This is a genomic window from Saccharopolyspora sp. NPDC049357 (assembly GCF_040677225.1).
Taxonomy (GTDB): Bacteria; Actinomycetota; Actinomycetes; order Mycobacteriales; family Pseudonocardiaceae; genus Saccharopolyspora.
This window is the reverse complement of sequence record NZ_JBFAQJ010000026.1, coordinates 63,305-78,676: the sequence shown is the minus strand read 5'-3', so window position 1 is coordinate 78,676 and position 15,372 is coordinate 63,305. Positions and strand designations below refer to the sequence as shown.

The window sequence follows — 15,372 nt, the reverse complement described above, 5'->3', positions numbered from 1 at the left end:
GGACGGTTCTAGGCTGCCATAAAACTAACGGTGTTAGTTACCGGCCTGCACGGAAAGGAACCACGCGATGGTCGACTTCTCGCTCTCCGACACCGAGCGCGACATCCGCGACTGGGTGCGCAACTTCGTCCAGCGGGAGCTCATGCCGCTGGAGCCGGAGGTGCTGCGCAGGGAGCGGGCGGGTCAGCGCGGTCTCACCAAGGACGAGCTGCTCGAACTCCAGGACAAGGCCAAGGAGGCCGGGTTCTGGGGCGTCCAGACGCCGGAGGAGTACGGCGGCATGGACCTCTCGGCCGTCATGACGGCGCTGATCGAGGTCGAGCTCGGCCGCACCTACGTGCCGTTCCGCTTCGGCGGCTACGCCGACAACATCCTCTACTACGCCAACGAGGAGCAGAAGCAGCGCTACCTGCTGCCGACCATCGAGGGCACCCGCAAGTCCTGCTTCGCCATCACCGAGCCCGGCGCGGGTTCGGACGCCAAGAACCTGCGCACCACCGCCGTTCGCGACGGCGACGACTGGGTCATCAACGGCGAGAAGACCTTCATCACCGGCGGCATCGACGCCGACTTCGTGATGGTCTTCGCCGTCACCGACCGGGAGAAGGGCGCCAACGGCGGCGTGACCTGCTTCCTGGTCGACCGCGACATGGGCTGGAAGTCCGAGCCGATCGACATCATGGGCCCCGACGAGCGCCAGCCGGCCGCGCTGGTGTTCGACAACGTCCGCGTGCCCGACGAGAACGTGCTCGGCGAGGTCGGCAACGGCTTCGGGCTGGCCATGCAGTGGATCGGCCGGGGCCGCTACCTGCTGCCCGCCCGCGCGCTGGGCGCGTGCGAGCGCCTGGTGGAGATGGGCTCGGAATACGCCCAGAACCGCGAGACCTTCGGCGCTCCGATCGCCGACCGGCAGGCCATCCAGTGGATGATCGCCGACTCGGCGGTGGAGATCGAGGCGCTGCGCTGGCTGATCCTGCAGGCCGCCTGGCAGGTCGACCAGGGCATGGACTCCCGGCACGCGCAGTCCATCGCCAAGCTGTTCGGCGCCACGCACGCCAACCAGATCGTCGACCGGGTCCTGCAGATCCACGGAGGCATGGGCTACACGAAGGAGCTCCCGGTCGAGCGCTGGTACCGCGACCTGCGGCTGCTCCGGATCTTCGAGGGCACCGACGAGATCCAGCGCCGCACCATCGCCCGCAACGTGCTCAAGGGCCACGCCAGCGTCAGCGGCGTCCTCGGCTGATCGCCTTTCGCGGTCGCTCTGCTTGGCGGTGCGGGGGCCGGAACCGGAACGTCACCGGAACGTCGCCACTCCGTTCGACGTGGTGAGGCGTGAGTCGCGGGTGATTTGTCGGTAGTCTGATGGACAACGGCCTCGATGCATCGGGAGTGATGATGTCGCTGTTCAAGAAGGTCACCGACTTCGCCAAGAGCCCGCAGGGCAAGAAGGTGGTCGACCAGGCCAAGAAGTACGCCTCCGACCCGAAGAACAAGGAAAAGATCGACCAGGTCAAGAACAAGTTCATGGGCAAGGGCGGATCCGGCTCCCAGGGTGGTTCCCAGGGCGGACACCACTGAGCGAAAGTCCCAGGAGACGACCTCCGGCGTGCAGCCGGAGGTCGTTTTTCTGTTGCTCGCCGGGCGATCGACAGTAGAGTCCGATCCCGGGTCGTTCTCCACGGCGAGCAGCACGGAGGTCTCGATGGGCAGCGCGTACGTCGCTGGAACGTTCGACACCAAGGGCGATGAGCTGGATTACGTCGCCGAGCTCATCGCCCACGGGCATCCCGTCGTCACCGTCGACCTGTCGACCACCGGCGAAGGTTCGTCCCGCGCCGTCGTCCAGGCGGCCGAGGTCGCCGCGCACCACCCGGACGGCGCGGATGCGGTGTTCACCGGCGACCGGGGCACGGCCGTGACCGCGATGGCCACCGCGTTCGCGCACTTCCTGCGGGAACGCGACGTCGACGGCGTCATCGGGCTCGGCGGTTCCGGCGGAACCGCGCTGATCACCCCCGCGATGCGGGAGCTGCCGGTGGGCCTGCCGAAGGTGATGGTGTCCACTGTGGCCTCCGGTGACGTGTCCGGTTACGTCGACGCCACCGACATCGCGATGTTCCCCTCGGTCACCGACGTCGCCGGGCTGAACCGGATCTCCCGCCGCATCCTCGCCAACGCCGCGCACGCGCTGCTCGGCGCGATCAGCCACCCGATGCCGCAGGTCGAGGACAAGCCCGCGGTGGCGCTGTCGATGTTCGGCGTCACCACCCCCTGCGCGACCGCCACCGCCGACGCGCTCACCGCCGAGTTCGACCCGCTGATCTTCCACGCGACCGGGACGGGCGGCCGGGCCATGGAGAAGCTCGTCGACGACGGCCTGGTGCGCGCGGTCCTGGACATCACCACCACCGAGGTCTGCGACCTCGTCGCGGGTGGCGTGATGAGCGCGGGCGAGCAGCGGCTCGACGCCATCGCGCGCACCCGGGTTCCCTACGTCGGCTCGTGCGGTGCGCTGGACATGGTGAACTTCGGTGCGCTGGAATCGGTTCCGCAGCGCTACCGCGACCGCAACCTCTACGTGCACAACCCGCAGGTCACCCTGATGCGCACCACTCCGCAGGAGTGCCGGGAGATCGGCTCGTTCATCGCGCGCAAGCTCAACGCCTGCCACGGCCCGGTCCGCTTCCTGCTGCCGACCGGCGGAGTGTCCATGTTGGACGCGCCGGGCCAGCCGTTCCACGACCCCGAAGCCGACGCTGCGCTGTTCGACACCATCGAGCGCGAGGTCGAGCAGACCGAGAACCGCCGAGTGCTGCGGGTCGGCCACAACGTCAACGACGAGGAATTCGTCACGGCGCTGCTGACCTCGTTCCGTGAAATCCTGGAGGAGCAGGGAAACCCCGGGACCCGAGAGGTGTCCCGGCACTGACACTGGAGGGGCGATGAACGGATTCGACCGCGCGGACCTGCTCCGCGAGTTCCACGCAAAGGCCCAGCGCGGCGAACCGATCGTCGGCGGCGGTGCCGGCACCGGGCTGTCCGCCAAGTGCGAGGAAGCCGGCGGCATCGACCTGATCGTCATCTACAACTCCGGTCGCTACCGGATGGCCGGACGCGGTTCGCTGGCCGGACTTCTGGCCTACGGCAACGCCAACGACATCGTGGTCGAGATGGCCCGCGAGGTGCTGCCGGTCGTGCAGCGCACGCCCGTGCTGGCCGGGGTCAACGGAACCGACCCGTTCATGCTGCGCGAGCACTTCCTGCGCGAACTGCGCGAGCTCGGTTTCGCGGGCATCCAGAACTTCCCGACCGTGGGACTCATCGACGGCACCTTCCGGGCGAACCTGGAGGAGACCGGGATGGGCTACGGACTGGAGGTCGAGCTCGTCGCCGCCGCCCGCGAGGCCGACCTGCTCACCACGCCCTACGTGTTCTCCGCCGACGACGCGCGGGTGATGACCGAGGCCGGCGCCGACATCATCGTCTGCCACATGGGACTGACCACCGGGGGCGCGATCGGCGCGGAGACCGCCAAGAACCTCGACGACTGCGTGCGGCTCATCGACGAGTGGTCGCAGGCCGCCGCCGAGGTCCGCGAGGACGTGCTGGTGCTGTGCCACGGCGGGCCGATCGCGACGCCCTCGGATGCCTCCTACGTGCTGTCGAAAACCCAGCGCTGCCACGGCTTCTACGGTGCCAGCAGCATGGAACGACTCCCCACCGAAGAAGCCCTGACCGAGCAGACCAAGGCGTTCACCAACATCAAGTTCTAGAAGGTGCGCATCTCGCTTGGCGGTGAGGGTGGGGAAACCCCGGCGGTGCCGGCTGCGGGGGTGCTCACCGAAGGAGGAAGTGGCTCCGCCACTTCGACACCGAACCCAGGAGGAACCATGCGCAGTTTCGCGAGCTCGGTCATCGAAGCCCCCGTCGAGAAGGTGTGGGAGGCGGTGCGCGACTTCGACGCCCTGCCGGTGTGGCACCCGGCGATCGCCTCCAGCGAGATCGAGGACGGCCGCGACTCCGCGAGCGTCGGCTGCGTGCGCCGGCTGAAGCTCGGGGACGGGGGTGAGGTGCGCGAGCGCCTGGTGGCCCTCGACGACGTCGCTCGCAGCTACACCTACGAGTTCGTGACGAGCCCGTTCCCGGTCCGCAGCTACCGCTCCACGATCCACGTCCTGCCGGTCACGGCGTCCGGGCACAGCTTCGTCGAGTGGTTCGCCGACTTCGACTCCGACGCCGACGTCGAAGCCGAGATGGACAAGACCTTCGCCCAGGGCGTCTACGCCACCGGCTTGAAGGGCCTCGCGGCGCACGTCGCGAGCTGAGCGCCGCGTGGTGGCGGTTCCCGCCGGAAACCGCCACCACCCCAGCGGGTAGCGAAAGTTTCACCTCTTGGGAGGTTGACACTTTTGGTCCTGGGGCGATGGCAAAACCGAAGGGCTCGGGGATGGTGATCCGGCGCTCCGGTTAGAGTCGGGCGCGTGCCAAGCCCTACCCCCGCAGACATCGCCCACTCCGACCGGGTCGTGGTGACCGGAGGCTCCGGCTTCGTCGGCCGGGCCGTCGTCCGAGCGTTCATCGAGCGCGGCACCCCGGTCACCATCGTCGATCTCCAGGCCCCGCCCGAGTCCCTGCGGGACCCGCTGGTGAGCTTCGTGGAGGGCGACCTGCGTGACGCCGACGTGCGTGATCGCGCCGTCGCGCCCGGCAGCGCCGGCATCGTCCACCTGGCCGCGATCACCTCGGTGCTCAAGTCGGTCGAGCAGCCCGCCGCCACCTACGCCAACAACGTGGAGGTCACCCAGCACCTGCTGGAGCTGGCCCGCGAGCGCGAGGTCGGGCAGTTCATCCTCGCCTCCACCAACGCGGTGGTCGGCGACATCGGGCACGGCACCATCTCCGAGGCGCTGCCGGTCCGCCCGCTCACGCCCTACGGCGCCACCAAGGCCGCCTGCGAGATGCTGCTCTCCGGGTACGCGGGCGCCTACGGGATGTCGACCTGCGCGCTGCGGTTCACCAACATCTACGGCCCCGGCATGGGCCACAAGGACAGCTTCGTGCCGCGCCTGATGCGCGCCGCGCTGGCCGGTGCGGGCGTCGAGGTCTACGGCGACGGCGCGCAGCAGCGCGACTTCGTGCACCTCGACGACGTGGTGCAGGGCGTGCTGGCCGCGTGGGACAAGCAGTACACCGGCACGGCGGTGATCGGCTCCGGCGAGTCGATCACGGTCCTGGAGCTCATCGACGCCGTCCGCGCCGCCACCGAGATCGACGTCCCGGTCACCCACGTGCCCGCCAAGAACGGCGAGATGCCCGCGGTGATCGTCGACGTCTCCAAGGCGCAGCGCGAGCTCGGCTACCAGCCGGGGGTGGAGCTGACCGACGGTCTGCGCACCGTCTGGGCGGACTTCACCAGCGGAGCGCGGTGACGGCCGCGCTCACGCGCGCACTGCGTCGGCACTGGTTGCTGGCGCTGCTGGTGCTGGCCGGACTGGTGCTGCGGATCATCACGCAGCTCGCCTACCGGCCCGCACTGCTCTACATCGACTCGTTCCGCTACCTCGACGACGTCGGCGTGTTCCACCCCGGCGGCATCAACCCGGTCGGCTACGAGTGGTTCCTCTGGCCGCTGCTGGGCGTCGGCGGCCTGACCGGGGTCGCGGTCGTGCAGCACCTGCTCGGCATCGGCCTGGGCATCGGCGTCTACGTGCTGCTGCGCCGCTTCGGCGTCCGCGAGTGGTTGTCCGCGCTGGCCGCGGCCCCGGTGCTGCTGGATGCCTACCAGCTGCAGATCGAGCAGCTGATCATGTCCGACCTGCTGTTCCAGGTGCTGCTGCTGGTCGCCGTCTACCTGCTGTGCTGGTGGGGTCCGCCGACGCCGAAGGTCGCCGCTGTGGCCGGTGCCGTGCTGGCGCTGTCGGTGATGGTGCGCTCGGTGGGCTTGACGGTGGTGCTGCCCGCGGCCGTGTTCGTGCTGCTGGCCGCCGGTCTGCGCCCGCGCGGGGGCTGGCGGCCCCGGCTGATCGCCACCGGTGCGCTCGTCGCCGGCTTCGGCGGGCTCGTGCTGGTCTACGCGCTCTACGGCGCGGTGGTCGGGGGGAAGTTCGGCGTCGGCGGTTCCGGCGGCGGGGGAGTGCTGTTCGGGCGCGCGGCGGTCGTGGCGAACTGCGACGAGCTGGACCTGACGCGCGAAGAGCAGCTGCTGTGCCCCGACGAGCCGCGCGAGCGCCGCGAGAAGATCGGCATCGACTTCTACCTGCACCTCTGGGACGTCCAGGCCAACGTCGACAACCTGCTGCCCGAGGGCATGGACGTCAACGCGGCACAGCGGTCGCTGACCCGGAAGGTCGTGTTCAACCAGCCGCTCGACATCGCAGCGGGCGTCGTCGGCGACTTCCTCAAGGGCTTCGCCCCCACCCGCACCCAAGCGGTCGGCGACGTGCCGCTGGACCGCTGGCAGTTCCAGCTCGACCACCCGACGTACGCGCCGGACTGGTACGCGCAGGAGTGGGCCGAGCTCTACGACGGCGTCGGGCTGCGCGCGGATCCGGAACTCACCTCGTTCCTGCGCGGCTACCAGCTGGGCGGCGGCTACACCCCGGGCCTGCTCCTCGGCTGCGCGCTGCTGCTCGCGAGCGCGGCGGTGCTGGGCGCGGGACGGGCCAGGCGCAGCGGGCTGCGCGCGGTGACGCTGCTGCCCGCCGGTCTGGTGACCACCTCGTTGCTGACCGCTTCGGTCATGGAATTCTCCTGGCGCTACCAGTTGCCAGGACTCGTGCTCTTCCCGCTCGCAGGCGCCCTGGGCGCCACCGCGATCTTCGGCCGAGAGGCCATCCGTTCCACACCCCGATCGACGCCCTCCGAGGAGTGCCAGATGTTGACGACCTTCCCCGACGCGGTGGACCGGGACGCGCTGGAGGAGTACGCGTCCCGCTACGGCGAGCACCGGTTCGCGCCGGTGGTCGTGCTGATCGCCGCCTACAACGAGGAGGAGTCGATCGGCGAGGTGCTCGACGCCATCCCGGCCCGCAGCTGCGATCTGGACGTCGACACCCTCGTGGTCGTCGACGGCGCCAAGGACCGCACCGCCGAGGTGTCGCTGAAGCACGGCGCCCACACCTGCGTGGCGCCGAACAACCGGGGCCAGGGCGCGGCGCTGCGGCTGGGCTACCGGTTGGCCGCGCAGCGCGGCGCGCGCTACGTGATCACCACCGACGCCGACGGCCAGTACGACATCTCCGAGCTGCCGAAGCTGCTGGAACCGCTGATCGAGGGCCGCGCGGACTTCGTCAGCGGCTCGCGGCGCCTGGGCAGCAACGAGCGCCCGGCGCTGATCCGCCGCATCGGCACCTACGTGTTCGCGTGGGTGGTCAGCGCCCTGACCCGGCAGCGGATCACCGACACCTCGTTCGGCTTCCGCGGCATGCGGGTGGAGGTGCCGAACTCGGTGACCCTGCGGCAGCCGCAGTACCAGTCCTCCGAGCTGCTGGTGGGCCTGCTCAGCCACGGTTACCGGGCGGTGGAGCAGCCGATGCGGATGCTGCAGCGCACGGCGGGGGAGAGCAAGAAGGGCTCCAGCCTCAGCTACGGCTACCGCTACGCAAAGGTGGTGCTCGGCACGTGGTGGCGCGAGCGCCGCAGCACCGGTCGCGCGGCGGGCGCCCCGGCGGTGGAGCGGGTCAGCGAGCGTCCTGCCGCGGTCGGCGATTGAACACGAGCTTGTCGATCAGCACGAACTTGACCACGAACATCACCGCGTAGGTCCCGACGAAGGCGCCCCACACCACGGCCACCTGAGCGGGCCGGGTGTGGGGGAACGCCGAGGTCGCCGCGATCTCGGCGAGGTGGGTGGCGCCCGCGGCCAGCAGCGCCGTCCCGACCGAGATCGCGCCGTAGCGCAGGAGCTCACCGCGCAGCGCATCTCGCCCGCCGCCGCCCCAGGTGCGACGGTTGAGGGTGAAGTTCGGGATCGCGCCGGCCAGCCACGCCAGCACGGTCGAGACGACCGGTGTGGCCCCGAGCGAGTAGGACAGCAGGAACACGAGCTGGCTGATGCCGGTGGCCACGACCGATGCCGCCGCGAATCGACTGATCAACCGCCAGTAGCGAGCACGGCCGGTGATCATCGGCTGCGCCACATGTCCTCCAGAGAAATTCATTCGCAAGTGTGCTGGACGGAACGATACTGATCGCTGTGCGTGGTGTTCTTGGACTGTTGAAGAGATGAGAGCATGCGTGATGTTCATGCTGCACTACCGGCTGGAAAGAGGGAGACAGGCGTGCGAATCCTCGTCCTCGGAGGGGACGGCTATCTCGGTTGGCCGACCGCTCTGCACTTGTCCGACCGCGGTCACGAAGTCGCCGTGGCGGACAACTACGCCCGTCGGGGCTACGACCACGAGATGGGCGTCGAGAGCCTCGTGCCGATCGAGCCGATGCAGGTCCGCCTGGACGCCTGGCGCGAGGTCTCCGGGAAGACCATCAAGCACTACTACGGCGACCTCGTCGACGGTGACTTCACGACCGAGATGATCGCCGACTTCCGGCCGGACACCATCGTGCACTTCGCCGAGCAGCGTGCGGCGCCGTACTCGATGATCGACCGCAAGCACGCGGTCTACACCCAGCAGAACAACGTGGTCGGCAACCTCAACGTGCTGTTCGCGATCCAGGAGGTCGACCCGGAGATCCACCTGGTCAAGCTGGGCACGATGGGCGAGTACGGGACGCCCAACATCGACATCGAGGAAGGCTGGCTGGAGGTCACCCACAACGGGCGGACCGACCGGATGCTCTACCCGAAGAAGCCGGGCTCCTTCTACCACCTGAGCAAGGTGCACGACAGCCACAACATCGAGTTCGCCTGCCGCATCTGGGGTTTGCGGGCCACCGACCTCAACCAGGGCGTGGTCTACGGGCAGGAGACGCCGCAGACGGTGCGGGACCCGAGGCTGGCGACCCGGTTCGACTACGACGCCATCTTCGGCACGGTCCTCAACCGGTTCGTCATCCAGGCGGTGCTGGGGCACCCGCTGACGGTGTACACGCCGGGCGGGCAGACCCGGGGCATGATCGACATCCGGGACACCGTGGAGTGCATCCGGCTGGCGGCCGAGAACCCGGCCGACCGCGGCGAGTTCCGGGTGTTCAACCAGATCACCGAGAGCTACTCGGTCGGTGAGATCGCCAAGACCATCGCCAACAACTTCGACGGCCAGGTCGAGATCGAGCACGTCGACAACCCGCGGGTCGAGCAGGGCGAGCACTACTACAACGTCAAGCACACCGGTCTGGTGGAGCTGGGCCTGGAGCCGCACCTGCTGTCGAACACGCTCATCGAGTCGCTGTTCGAGGTGGCGGACAAGCACAAGCACCGGGTCGACCTCGCGGCGATGCGGCCGACGGTGAACTGGCGCAAGGCCAGCAACCCGATGCGCGACGAGAAGTAGCGGATCCAGAAGGGTGCCCCGGGCTGTTCGGCCCGGGGCTCCTTACCGCGTGTCGGGGGGCTTCCACGCGGCAGCTTCGAACATTAGCCCTCGCGGATGATCTCTGCGATACGGCACGTGGGTAAATCTCGAACCTGCTGTGAACGTTGGTTAACGGCCATCACCTCGCGCCCGGAACCGGCAAACGGACGGTTTCCCTCCCAAACCCGACGGGCTCTCGCGTCCCGCGCGAGGGTCGGATCCGGGGTGGAAACCGTCCTGTGCCTGCTCAGCTGTGGGCCGTGGCCGGAACCTCTTCCTCGAGGTCTTCGATCTCGCGACGCTCGCTGACGATCACACGAATGGTGTAAGCCAATGCGGCCACCCAGGCCACGACGATCGCTCCGTAGATCACCGCGGGGGTCGGGGCGGGCAGGTCGAACGCCTTGATCAGCGTGCGCGCGTTGGTCAGCACGATCAGGCCGCCGGCGCCGACGCCGATCAGCCGCATCGGCACGATCCGGACCAGGTAGGCGGCCAGCGGTGCGGCGAGGACGCCGCCCAGCAGCAGTGCGCCCACGGTCATCCAGGACAGCTTCTGGTCGGCCAGCGAGAACAGGAAGCCCAGGCTCGCCGCCACCGCGATCAGGAACTCACTGGTGTCGACAGAGCCGATGACCTTGCGCGGCTCGACCTTGCCGGTGCTCAGCAGCGTGGGCGTCGAGACCGGACCCCAGCCGCCACCGCCGGTGGCGTCGACGAACCCCGCGACCAGGCCCAGCGGAGCCAGCAGCTTGGGGCTGACGCCGGTGAGCTGGCGGCGGCGCAGCGGCCGGATGGCGAAGCGCAGCAGCACGTAGACGCCCAGCGCGAGCAGGATGGTCGACATCCAGGGCTCGGCGGCTTCGGTGGAGACGTTGCTCAGCGCGGTCGCGCCGAGGAAGGCGCCGATCGCGCCCGGCACGCCCAGGGTGAGCACGATCTTCCAGTCGACGTTGCCGAACCTCCAGTGCGAGAGGCCGGAGGCGACCGACGTTCCGATCTCGGCGAGGTGCACCGAGGCGGAAGCCAGCGCCGGGGTGAGTCCGGCGGTCAGCAGGATGGTCGTCGAGGTGACGCCGTAGGCCATGCCTAGCGAGCCGTCGACCAGCTGCGCGATGAAACCGCCGATCGCGAAGATCAGGAATGCTTGCACGATGTCTCCGAGGAGTCGAGGCGCGACGAGTTCGCGGGCGCGAGGGCTCGTGGCGGGATGGTGCTGCGGACAGGTGGGCGCGACTAGGGGCTAGTGCGAGCGCCGACACCGTGCGGAGGTGACGCGGCGCAGGTCGACGTGGAGGCGCTGCGACAGCAGCCGCCACTGATCACCGGGCGTCATGGGGAACAGTGAAACAGATCCCGCGTTCGAGTGGCAGCGTCTCCCAGAGTGCGGGAAGGTTTTTTAGGCCGTTCGAGGGCGTCTTGTGTCGAAGGACACCATCCGGCCGAATTGATCTCGCTTCGGCCCGGCCCGTTTATGTCCACTGTGGACGATCTACCTGCGGATAGTTGATCTGACAGCCGTTGCGCGCCTTGGCGATCTACCTTTGATCATCCGTGTGACCTGCGCGAACTGTTCGAATCAAGGGGCTGCCGGTGGTGTGGACCGGTTGCCGAAAACGGCTCCTCCGCAGGTTGGTCCGGGTGTTGATGTTATCGAACGGCGATCTCAGTCAGTCACTGAAAGTCACGGTTTGTATGGCGCAGCCGGGTGAACCATCTGCTGGGTGAGCCATCAGTTGCGGCTTGCTGTGACTGTCAGCTACGTTCTGATCTGCACGTCACGGTTCGATCACGACAAGGTCTCTTTCCCCGAAGAGCTCTTGCCCGCACCCCCCGACGCGGGAGTGGCCGGACCGACCCCCGACGGAAGGCAGTGATGGGCAAGCATCGCAAGGAAGACCGGCTCCCCCCGACAGCCGGCCTTCCGCTCCGCAACAAAGTTGTGGCTGCGGTGGTGGCCGGAGGCGCGTTCGCGGCAGTGGGTCAGCCCCTCGCCGCGAACGCGGGCTCCGACCAGCAGCGCGACATCCGGCCCCTGGCCGGGACCAAGAAGCTGAGCACCGCGATCACCGGCACTCAGAACAGCCCCGCAGCCGTCCGGCTGCTCAAGGAACAAGTACCCGAACAGCAGCCCGAAGCACAGGAGCTGGCCAAGGCCAAGACCATCGAGGCCGAGCGCATCGTCCGCCAGGAGGCCGCCCGCCAAGCGGCGGCCCAGGCCGCTCAAGCCGCGGCCGAGGCGCAGCGGGCCGCTGAGGAGAAGGCGCGCAAGGCCGCCGGCTTCCACAGCCCCGCCGAAGGCCGGTACACCTCCGGTTTCGGCTCCCGCTGGGGCAGCAGTCACATGGGCATCGACATCGCCAACAGCATCGGCACGCCGATCTACTCGGTGGCGCCCGGCGAGGTCATCGAAGCCGGCCCGGCCAGCGGGTTCGGCATGTGGGTCCGGGTGCAGCACGACGACGGCACGATCACCGTCTACGGCCACGTCAACACGATCGTGGCTGACGAAGGGCAGCGGGTCGGCGCCGGCGAGCAGATCGCCACCATGGGCAACCGCGGCCAGTCGACCGGTCCTCACCTGCACTTCGAGGTCCACGAAGACGGGACGAAGATCAACCCGCTGCCCTGGCTGCAAGAGCGAGGCATCGACGTCACCTGAGCAATTTGCTCAGTTGCTTGGCGGTGCGAGCTGAGTCCCACACCTGAAGCAGCGGCTACCGCCGCTCTGAACAGCGCCTGAGGGCGCACCCGAGAACGGCCGCCCGGGGTCCGCCTCCCCCGACAGACCCCGGGCGGTTCACCAAGTTCAGGACGCTGTCGTCCTGGTCGTGGATTCGGGCCTGCGCCGCGGGAGGCGCGGTAGGGCCATCAGGCGGCGCCTGGCCTCCGGTTCGTCGGTCGATCGGTCCGGGTGATCCGTGGTTCCCGCGAGCCTTGCCAGGTCGATCCGCACACCCATGTGTCCTCCCTCGGCTGCTCTGCCTCGATCAAGAACAACGCTAGCCGACCGGACCGGGCGGGAACTCCGCTCTTCTACTCAATTGCTCACGGCTCCGTGGGCTGCGGAGTCGGCGCGTCGTCCTCCAGGCGCTGGCGCAGCCACACCAGGGTTCGCGACAGCAGGCGCGAGACGTGCATCTGCGAGATGCCGACCTGGTCGGCGATCTGCGTCTGCGTCATGCCGCGGAAGAAGCGCATCACCAGGATGCGGCGCTCCCGCTCGGGCAGCTCCTCCAGCAGCGGCCGGACCATCTCGCGGTTCTCCACCTCGGCCAGCTCGGCGTCGTCCGACCCGATCGCATCACCGAGCGGGATCTCGTCGGTGTCGGTGAGCAGCTCGTCCAGCGAGGCGCTGCGGTAGGCGTTGCCCGCCTCCAGCCCGTGGTAGACGTCGTTGACGCTGATGCCGAGGTCCTTCGCCAGCTCGCTGGGGGTCGGGGCGCGCCCCAGCTCCTGCGAGAGCCGCGCGATCGCGGCCGAGACCGACAGGTGGAGCTCCTGCAGGCGGCGCGGCATCCGCACCGCCCAGCCGGTGTCGCGGAAGTGCCTGCGGACCTCGCCCATGATCGTCGGGACCGCGTAGGACAGGAAGTCGACCCCGCGCTCGGGGTCGAAGCGGTCGACCGCGTTGATCAGGCCCAGCACCGCGACCTGCGTCAGGTCCTCCTGGGACTCGCCGCGGTGGCTGAAGCGCCGGGCGATGTGCTCGGCGACCGGCAGGTGCTCGGTGACCAGCCGGTCGCGGAGCTCGGAACGTCGTGGATCCTTCTCGCCCAGCTTCGCGAGCTCGCCGAACAGCGGCGCCAGCCTGTCGTAGCGCTCGTTGCGTGACTGAGTGGAATCCGCTCGTCTCACACCTGAGCCGTCCGTCCCTTGGTCAACTCGATCCGCACCAGGTGGCTGCCGTTGGCAGCGGGATCCGACTCGACCGAGGTTGACACAGCGTCGGCCAACGCGCTGAGCACGCGCCAGCTGAAAGTGTCCTTGCGGGGCCCGAAATCGTTCTTGCTGAGCACTTCTGCGGTGATCGACAGCTGCTCACCGGACAGCCGGAACCGGCAGACGAGGATCGCCTCCGGTGCGGCCAGTCGGACCAGCGATGAGCACGCCTCGTCGACGGCCAGCCGCAGATCCGCGATCGAGTCGACGTCGTGGTCGGCGCGCATGGCCAGGTCGGCCACGACGGCCCGCATCACCGACAGCTGGTCGGGCTCGGCCCGGACCCGCACCTCGACCTGATTCGGAGCGGAAGTCGCAGGCTCGACCTGCGCGACCTCGCGTTCCACGCTCATTTCGACGACCACCTCGTCTCGGAGCGGCGTTCACTCACGGTGACCTGCCCTTGCGGCTTCCTGGTACCCGTGACCCCGGTCGTGCAAACTCCACGCCCGATCAGCGACCGGTCCAGTAATCCCAGAAGCGTTGCAAGATCAGAGCCACGATCACGACGTACCACACTACGACCACGAGGCTGTGAAACCGGCTCAACGCCACGCCGAGGGACCGGCCGCCGCCCAAGTGGCCCTCGCGCAGGTTGTGCAAGGTCGTGTACCAGAACAGCGGGATCGTGACGACCCAGACGACCATGCAGTACGGGCACAGCGCGCCGATGGAGTACAGGCTCTGCACGATCAGCCAGTGGATGAACACCACGGCCAGCGTGGTCCCCACCTGCATGCCCAGCCAGAACCAGCGCGGCGGGCGGTACCCGGTCAGCACCGCGACGCCCGCGGTGACCACGACCGGGAACGCCGCGACGCCGATCAGCGGGTTCGGGAAGCCCAGCAGCGCCGCCTGGGAGCTGTCCATCACCGAACCGCAGGACACGATCGGATTGAGGCTGCACGAGGGCACGTAGCCCGGATTCGACAGCTTGGCGAGCTTCTCGACGATCAGCGCGAACGAGGCGACGAACCCGATCGCGCCGCCCACGACGTAGAGCCAGGCCAGGCCGCGCGGACCGGCGGCGGGCCGCTGCGCGCCGGGTGCGGCGTGTTCGACGGCGTGGGCGGTGGTCACTTCGCCAGCTCCTGGTCCAGCTGCTTGCGGAACGCCTGGTCGACCTCGGCCATGCTCTGCGCGCTGCCCTGGTCGAACTTCTGGCCGTTGATGAAGATCGTCGGGGTGCCCGAGACCCCGGCGGTCTCGCCGTCGGCCACGTCGCGGTCGATCTTGGCCTGGACGCTGGGCGAAACCATGTCCTGCTGGAAGCGGTTGACGTCCAAACCGATCTGCTGCGCGTACTTCTCGAACTCCGCCTTGGCCTTGGCCTCGTCGCTGTTGAGCTCGTCCGCGCTCACGGTCGCCCAGGCGGCCCAGTTGTCGAACAGGGCGTGGTACATCTCCTTGTACTTGCCCTGCAGCGCGGCGGCCTCGGCGGCGCGCGCGGCGGGCTGCCCCAGCGGGTGCATCTGCAGCGGGTAGTTGCGCGTGACGAACGTGATCCGGCCCGCGTAGTCGTTCTCGATCTTCTTGGTCATCTGCGAGTAGTACCCGTAGCACGACGAGCACTGGTAATCGAGGAACTCGGTGACGGTGACCTTGGCGTTGGGCGCCTCGGTGAGCACGTTGCTGTCGGGCTTGCGCAGCACCTCGGCCGCAACCGGGGGCTGTCCGCTGCCGGCGCCGCCACCGCTGTCGCCGGAGCGGTTGAACAGCAGCACACCACCGATCACCAGCACTGCGACGACCACCACCACGACGGTGAGGATGACGTTGGTGGAGAGCCCGCTCTTCTGGGTCACCGGGTTCTGGTTCTTCGACATCGTGCGCATTCACCTTCGGCGGTTGTGAGGGGAACCGACCAAAACAGTCTCGCGCATTCACCCGGTCGGGAAATTCTGCGGGGGTGCTCTCACAGCACCTTCACAGCGAGCTCTCAGCTTGTCGGTGATCC

General features: G+C 68.6%; 15 protein-coding genes. 9 read left to right on the top strand and 6 right to left on the bottom strand.

The window, feature by feature from the left end:
* Nucleotides 1-67: 67 nt before the first annotated feature.
* The 7 genes from AB0J91_RS21400 to AB0J91_RS21370 all read left to right on the top strand — a co-directional run bounded on the left by AB0J91_RS21400 (nt 68) and on the right by AB0J91_RS21370 (nt 7,714).
* A complete protein-coding gene (locus tag AB0J91_RS21400) occupies nt 68-1,246 on the top strand; it encodes an acyl-CoA dehydrogenase family protein (protein ID WP_363789244.1) in 1,179 nt (392 codons plus the stop codon).
* 152 nt (nt 1,247-1,398) lie between these two features.
* Complete coding sequence (locus AB0J91_RS21395; RefSeq protein ID WP_132625899.1) at nt 1,399-1,581, top strand: hypothetical protein; 183 nt, start codon at nt 1,399-1,401, stop codon at nt 1,579-1,581.
* 124 nt (nt 1,582-1,705) lie between these two features.
* On the top strand, nt 1,706-2,932 hold the full coding sequence (locus AB0J91_RS21390; protein WP_363871579.1) for a Tm-1-like ATP-binding domain-containing protein: 1,227 nt from the start codon (nt 1,706-1,708) through the stop codon (nt 2,930-2,932).
* Nucleotides 2,933-2,945: 13 nt separating this feature from the next.
* The gene (locus AB0J91_RS21385) at nt 2,946-3,776 is read left to right on the top strand and encodes a phosphoenolpyruvate hydrolase family protein (RefSeq protein ID WP_363789246.1); all 831 of its coding nucleotides are present in this window, start codon (nt 2,946-2,948) and stop codon (nt 3,774-3,776) included.
* A gap of 117 nt (nt 3,777-3,893) precedes the next feature.
* Nucleotides 3,894-4,328, top strand: coding sequence for an SRPBCC family protein (locus tag AB0J91_RS21380; protein WP_363871576.1), 435 nt, complete (start codon nt 3,894-3,896; stop codon nt 4,326-4,328).
* Nucleotides 4,329-4,484: 156 nt separating this feature from the next.
* A complete protein-coding gene (locus AB0J91_RS21375; protein WP_363871573.1) occupies nt 4,485-5,432 on the top strand; it encodes an NAD(P)-dependent oxidoreductase in 948 nt (315 codons plus the stop codon).
* Nucleotides 5,429-7,714 (top strand): glycosyltransferase family 2 protein, encoded by a 2,286-nt coding sequence (locus AB0J91_RS21370; RefSeq protein WP_363871570.1) that lies wholly within the window; start codon nt 5,429-5,431, stop codon nt 7,712-7,714. Before AB0J91_RS21375 ends, AB0J91_RS21370 begins: the two co-directional genes overlap by 4 nt.
* Here AB0J91_RS21370 and AB0J91_RS21365 read toward each other — a convergent pair.
* The gene (locus tag AB0J91_RS21365; protein ID WP_363871567.1) at nt 7,683-8,141 is read right to left on the bottom strand and encodes a GtrA family protein; all 459 of its coding nucleotides are present in this window, start codon (nt 8,139-8,141) and stop codon (nt 7,683-7,685) included. The genes AB0J91_RS21370 and AB0J91_RS21365 overlap by 32 nt on opposite strands.
* A gap of 141 nt (nt 8,142-8,282) precedes the next feature.
* Here AB0J91_RS21365 and AB0J91_RS21360 point away from each other — a divergent pair, with 141 nt between their 5' ends.
* On the top strand, nt 8,283-9,452 hold the full coding sequence (locus AB0J91_RS21360) for an NAD-dependent epimerase/dehydratase family protein (RefSeq protein WP_132685037.1): 1,170 nt from the start codon (nt 8,283-8,285) through the stop codon (nt 9,450-9,452).
* A 268-nt stretch (nt 9,453-9,720) separates the two neighbouring features.
* Here the strand turns inward: AB0J91_RS21360 and AB0J91_RS21355 are convergent, their stop codons facing one another.
* Nucleotides 9,721-10,626, bottom strand: coding sequence for a sulfite exporter TauE/SafE family protein (locus AB0J91_RS21355; protein ID WP_363871564.1), 906 nt, complete (start codon nt 10,624-10,626; stop codon nt 9,721-9,723).
* A gap of 789 nt (nt 10,627-11,415) precedes the next feature.
* Here AB0J91_RS21355 and AB0J91_RS21350 point away from each other — a divergent pair.
* The gene (locus tag AB0J91_RS21350) at nt 11,416-12,135 is read left to right on the top strand and encodes a M23 family metallopeptidase (protein WP_363871562.1); all 720 of its coding nucleotides are present in this window, start codon (nt 11,416-11,418) and stop codon (nt 12,133-12,135) included.
* 386 nt (nt 12,136-12,521) lie between these two features.
* Here the strand turns inward: AB0J91_RS21350 and AB0J91_RS21345 are convergent, their stop codons facing one another.
* From AB0J91_RS21345 to AB0J91_RS21330, 4 genes are all read right to left on the bottom strand, one after another.
* Nucleotides 12,522-13,331, bottom strand: a complete 810-nt coding sequence (locus AB0J91_RS21345; RefSeq protein WP_363871559.1) for a SigB/SigF/SigG family RNA polymerase sigma factor — start codon at nt 13,329-13,331, stop codon at nt 12,522-12,524.
* The gene (locus tag AB0J91_RS21340; RefSeq protein WP_363871556.1) at nt 13,328-13,768 is read right to left on the bottom strand and encodes an ATP-binding protein; all 441 of its coding nucleotides are present in this window, start codon (nt 13,766-13,768) and stop codon (nt 13,328-13,330) included. The genes AB0J91_RS21345 and AB0J91_RS21340 overlap by 4 nt, the downstream gene beginning before the upstream one ends.
* A 100-nt stretch (nt 13,769-13,868) precedes the next feature.
* Nucleotides 13,869-14,495: a vitamin K epoxide reductase family protein gene (locus AB0J91_RS21335; protein WP_363871553.1), complete on the bottom strand. Its 627-nt coding sequence runs from the start codon at nt 14,493-14,495 to the stop codon at nt 13,869-13,871.
* Nucleotides 14,492-15,241, bottom strand: coding sequence for a thioredoxin domain-containing protein (locus AB0J91_RS21330; RefSeq protein WP_363871550.1), 750 nt, complete (start codon nt 15,239-15,241; stop codon nt 14,492-14,494). The genes AB0J91_RS21335 and AB0J91_RS21330 overlap by 4 nt, the downstream gene beginning before the upstream one ends.
* Between the last annotated feature and the right edge of the window lie 131 nt (nt 15,242-15,372).

What these genes read in the sequence shown, in the direction of transcription:
- AB0J91_RS21400 (WP_363789244.1), top strand. Translation starts at nt 68, where the DNA reads ATGGTCGACTTCTCGCTCTCCGACACCGAGCGCGACATCCGCGACTGG.
- AB0J91_RS21395 (WP_132625899.1), top strand. Translation starts at nt 1,399, where the DNA reads ATGTCGCTGTTCAAGAAGGTCACCGACTTCGCCAAGAGCCCGCAGGGC.
- AB0J91_RS21390 (WP_363871579.1), top strand. Translation starts at nt 1,706, where the DNA reads ATGGGCAGCGCGTACGTCGCTGGAACGTTCGACACCAAGGGCGATGAG.
- AB0J91_RS21385 (WP_363789246.1), top strand. Translation starts at nt 2,946, where the DNA reads ATGAACGGATTCGACCGCGCGGACCTGCTCCGCGAGTTCCACGCAAAG.
- AB0J91_RS21380 (WP_363871576.1), top strand. Translation starts at nt 3,894, where the DNA reads ATGCGCAGTTTCGCGAGCTCGGTCATCGAAGCCCCCGTCGAGAAGGTG.
- AB0J91_RS21340 (WP_363871556.1), bottom strand. Translation starts at nt 13,768, where the DNA reads ATGAGCGTGGAACGCGAGGTCGCGCAGGTCGAGCCTGCGACTTCCGCT.
- AB0J91_RS21330 (WP_363871550.1), bottom strand. Translation starts at nt 15,241, where the DNA reads ATGTCGAAGAACCAGAACCCGGTGACCCAGAAGAGCGGGCTCTCCACC.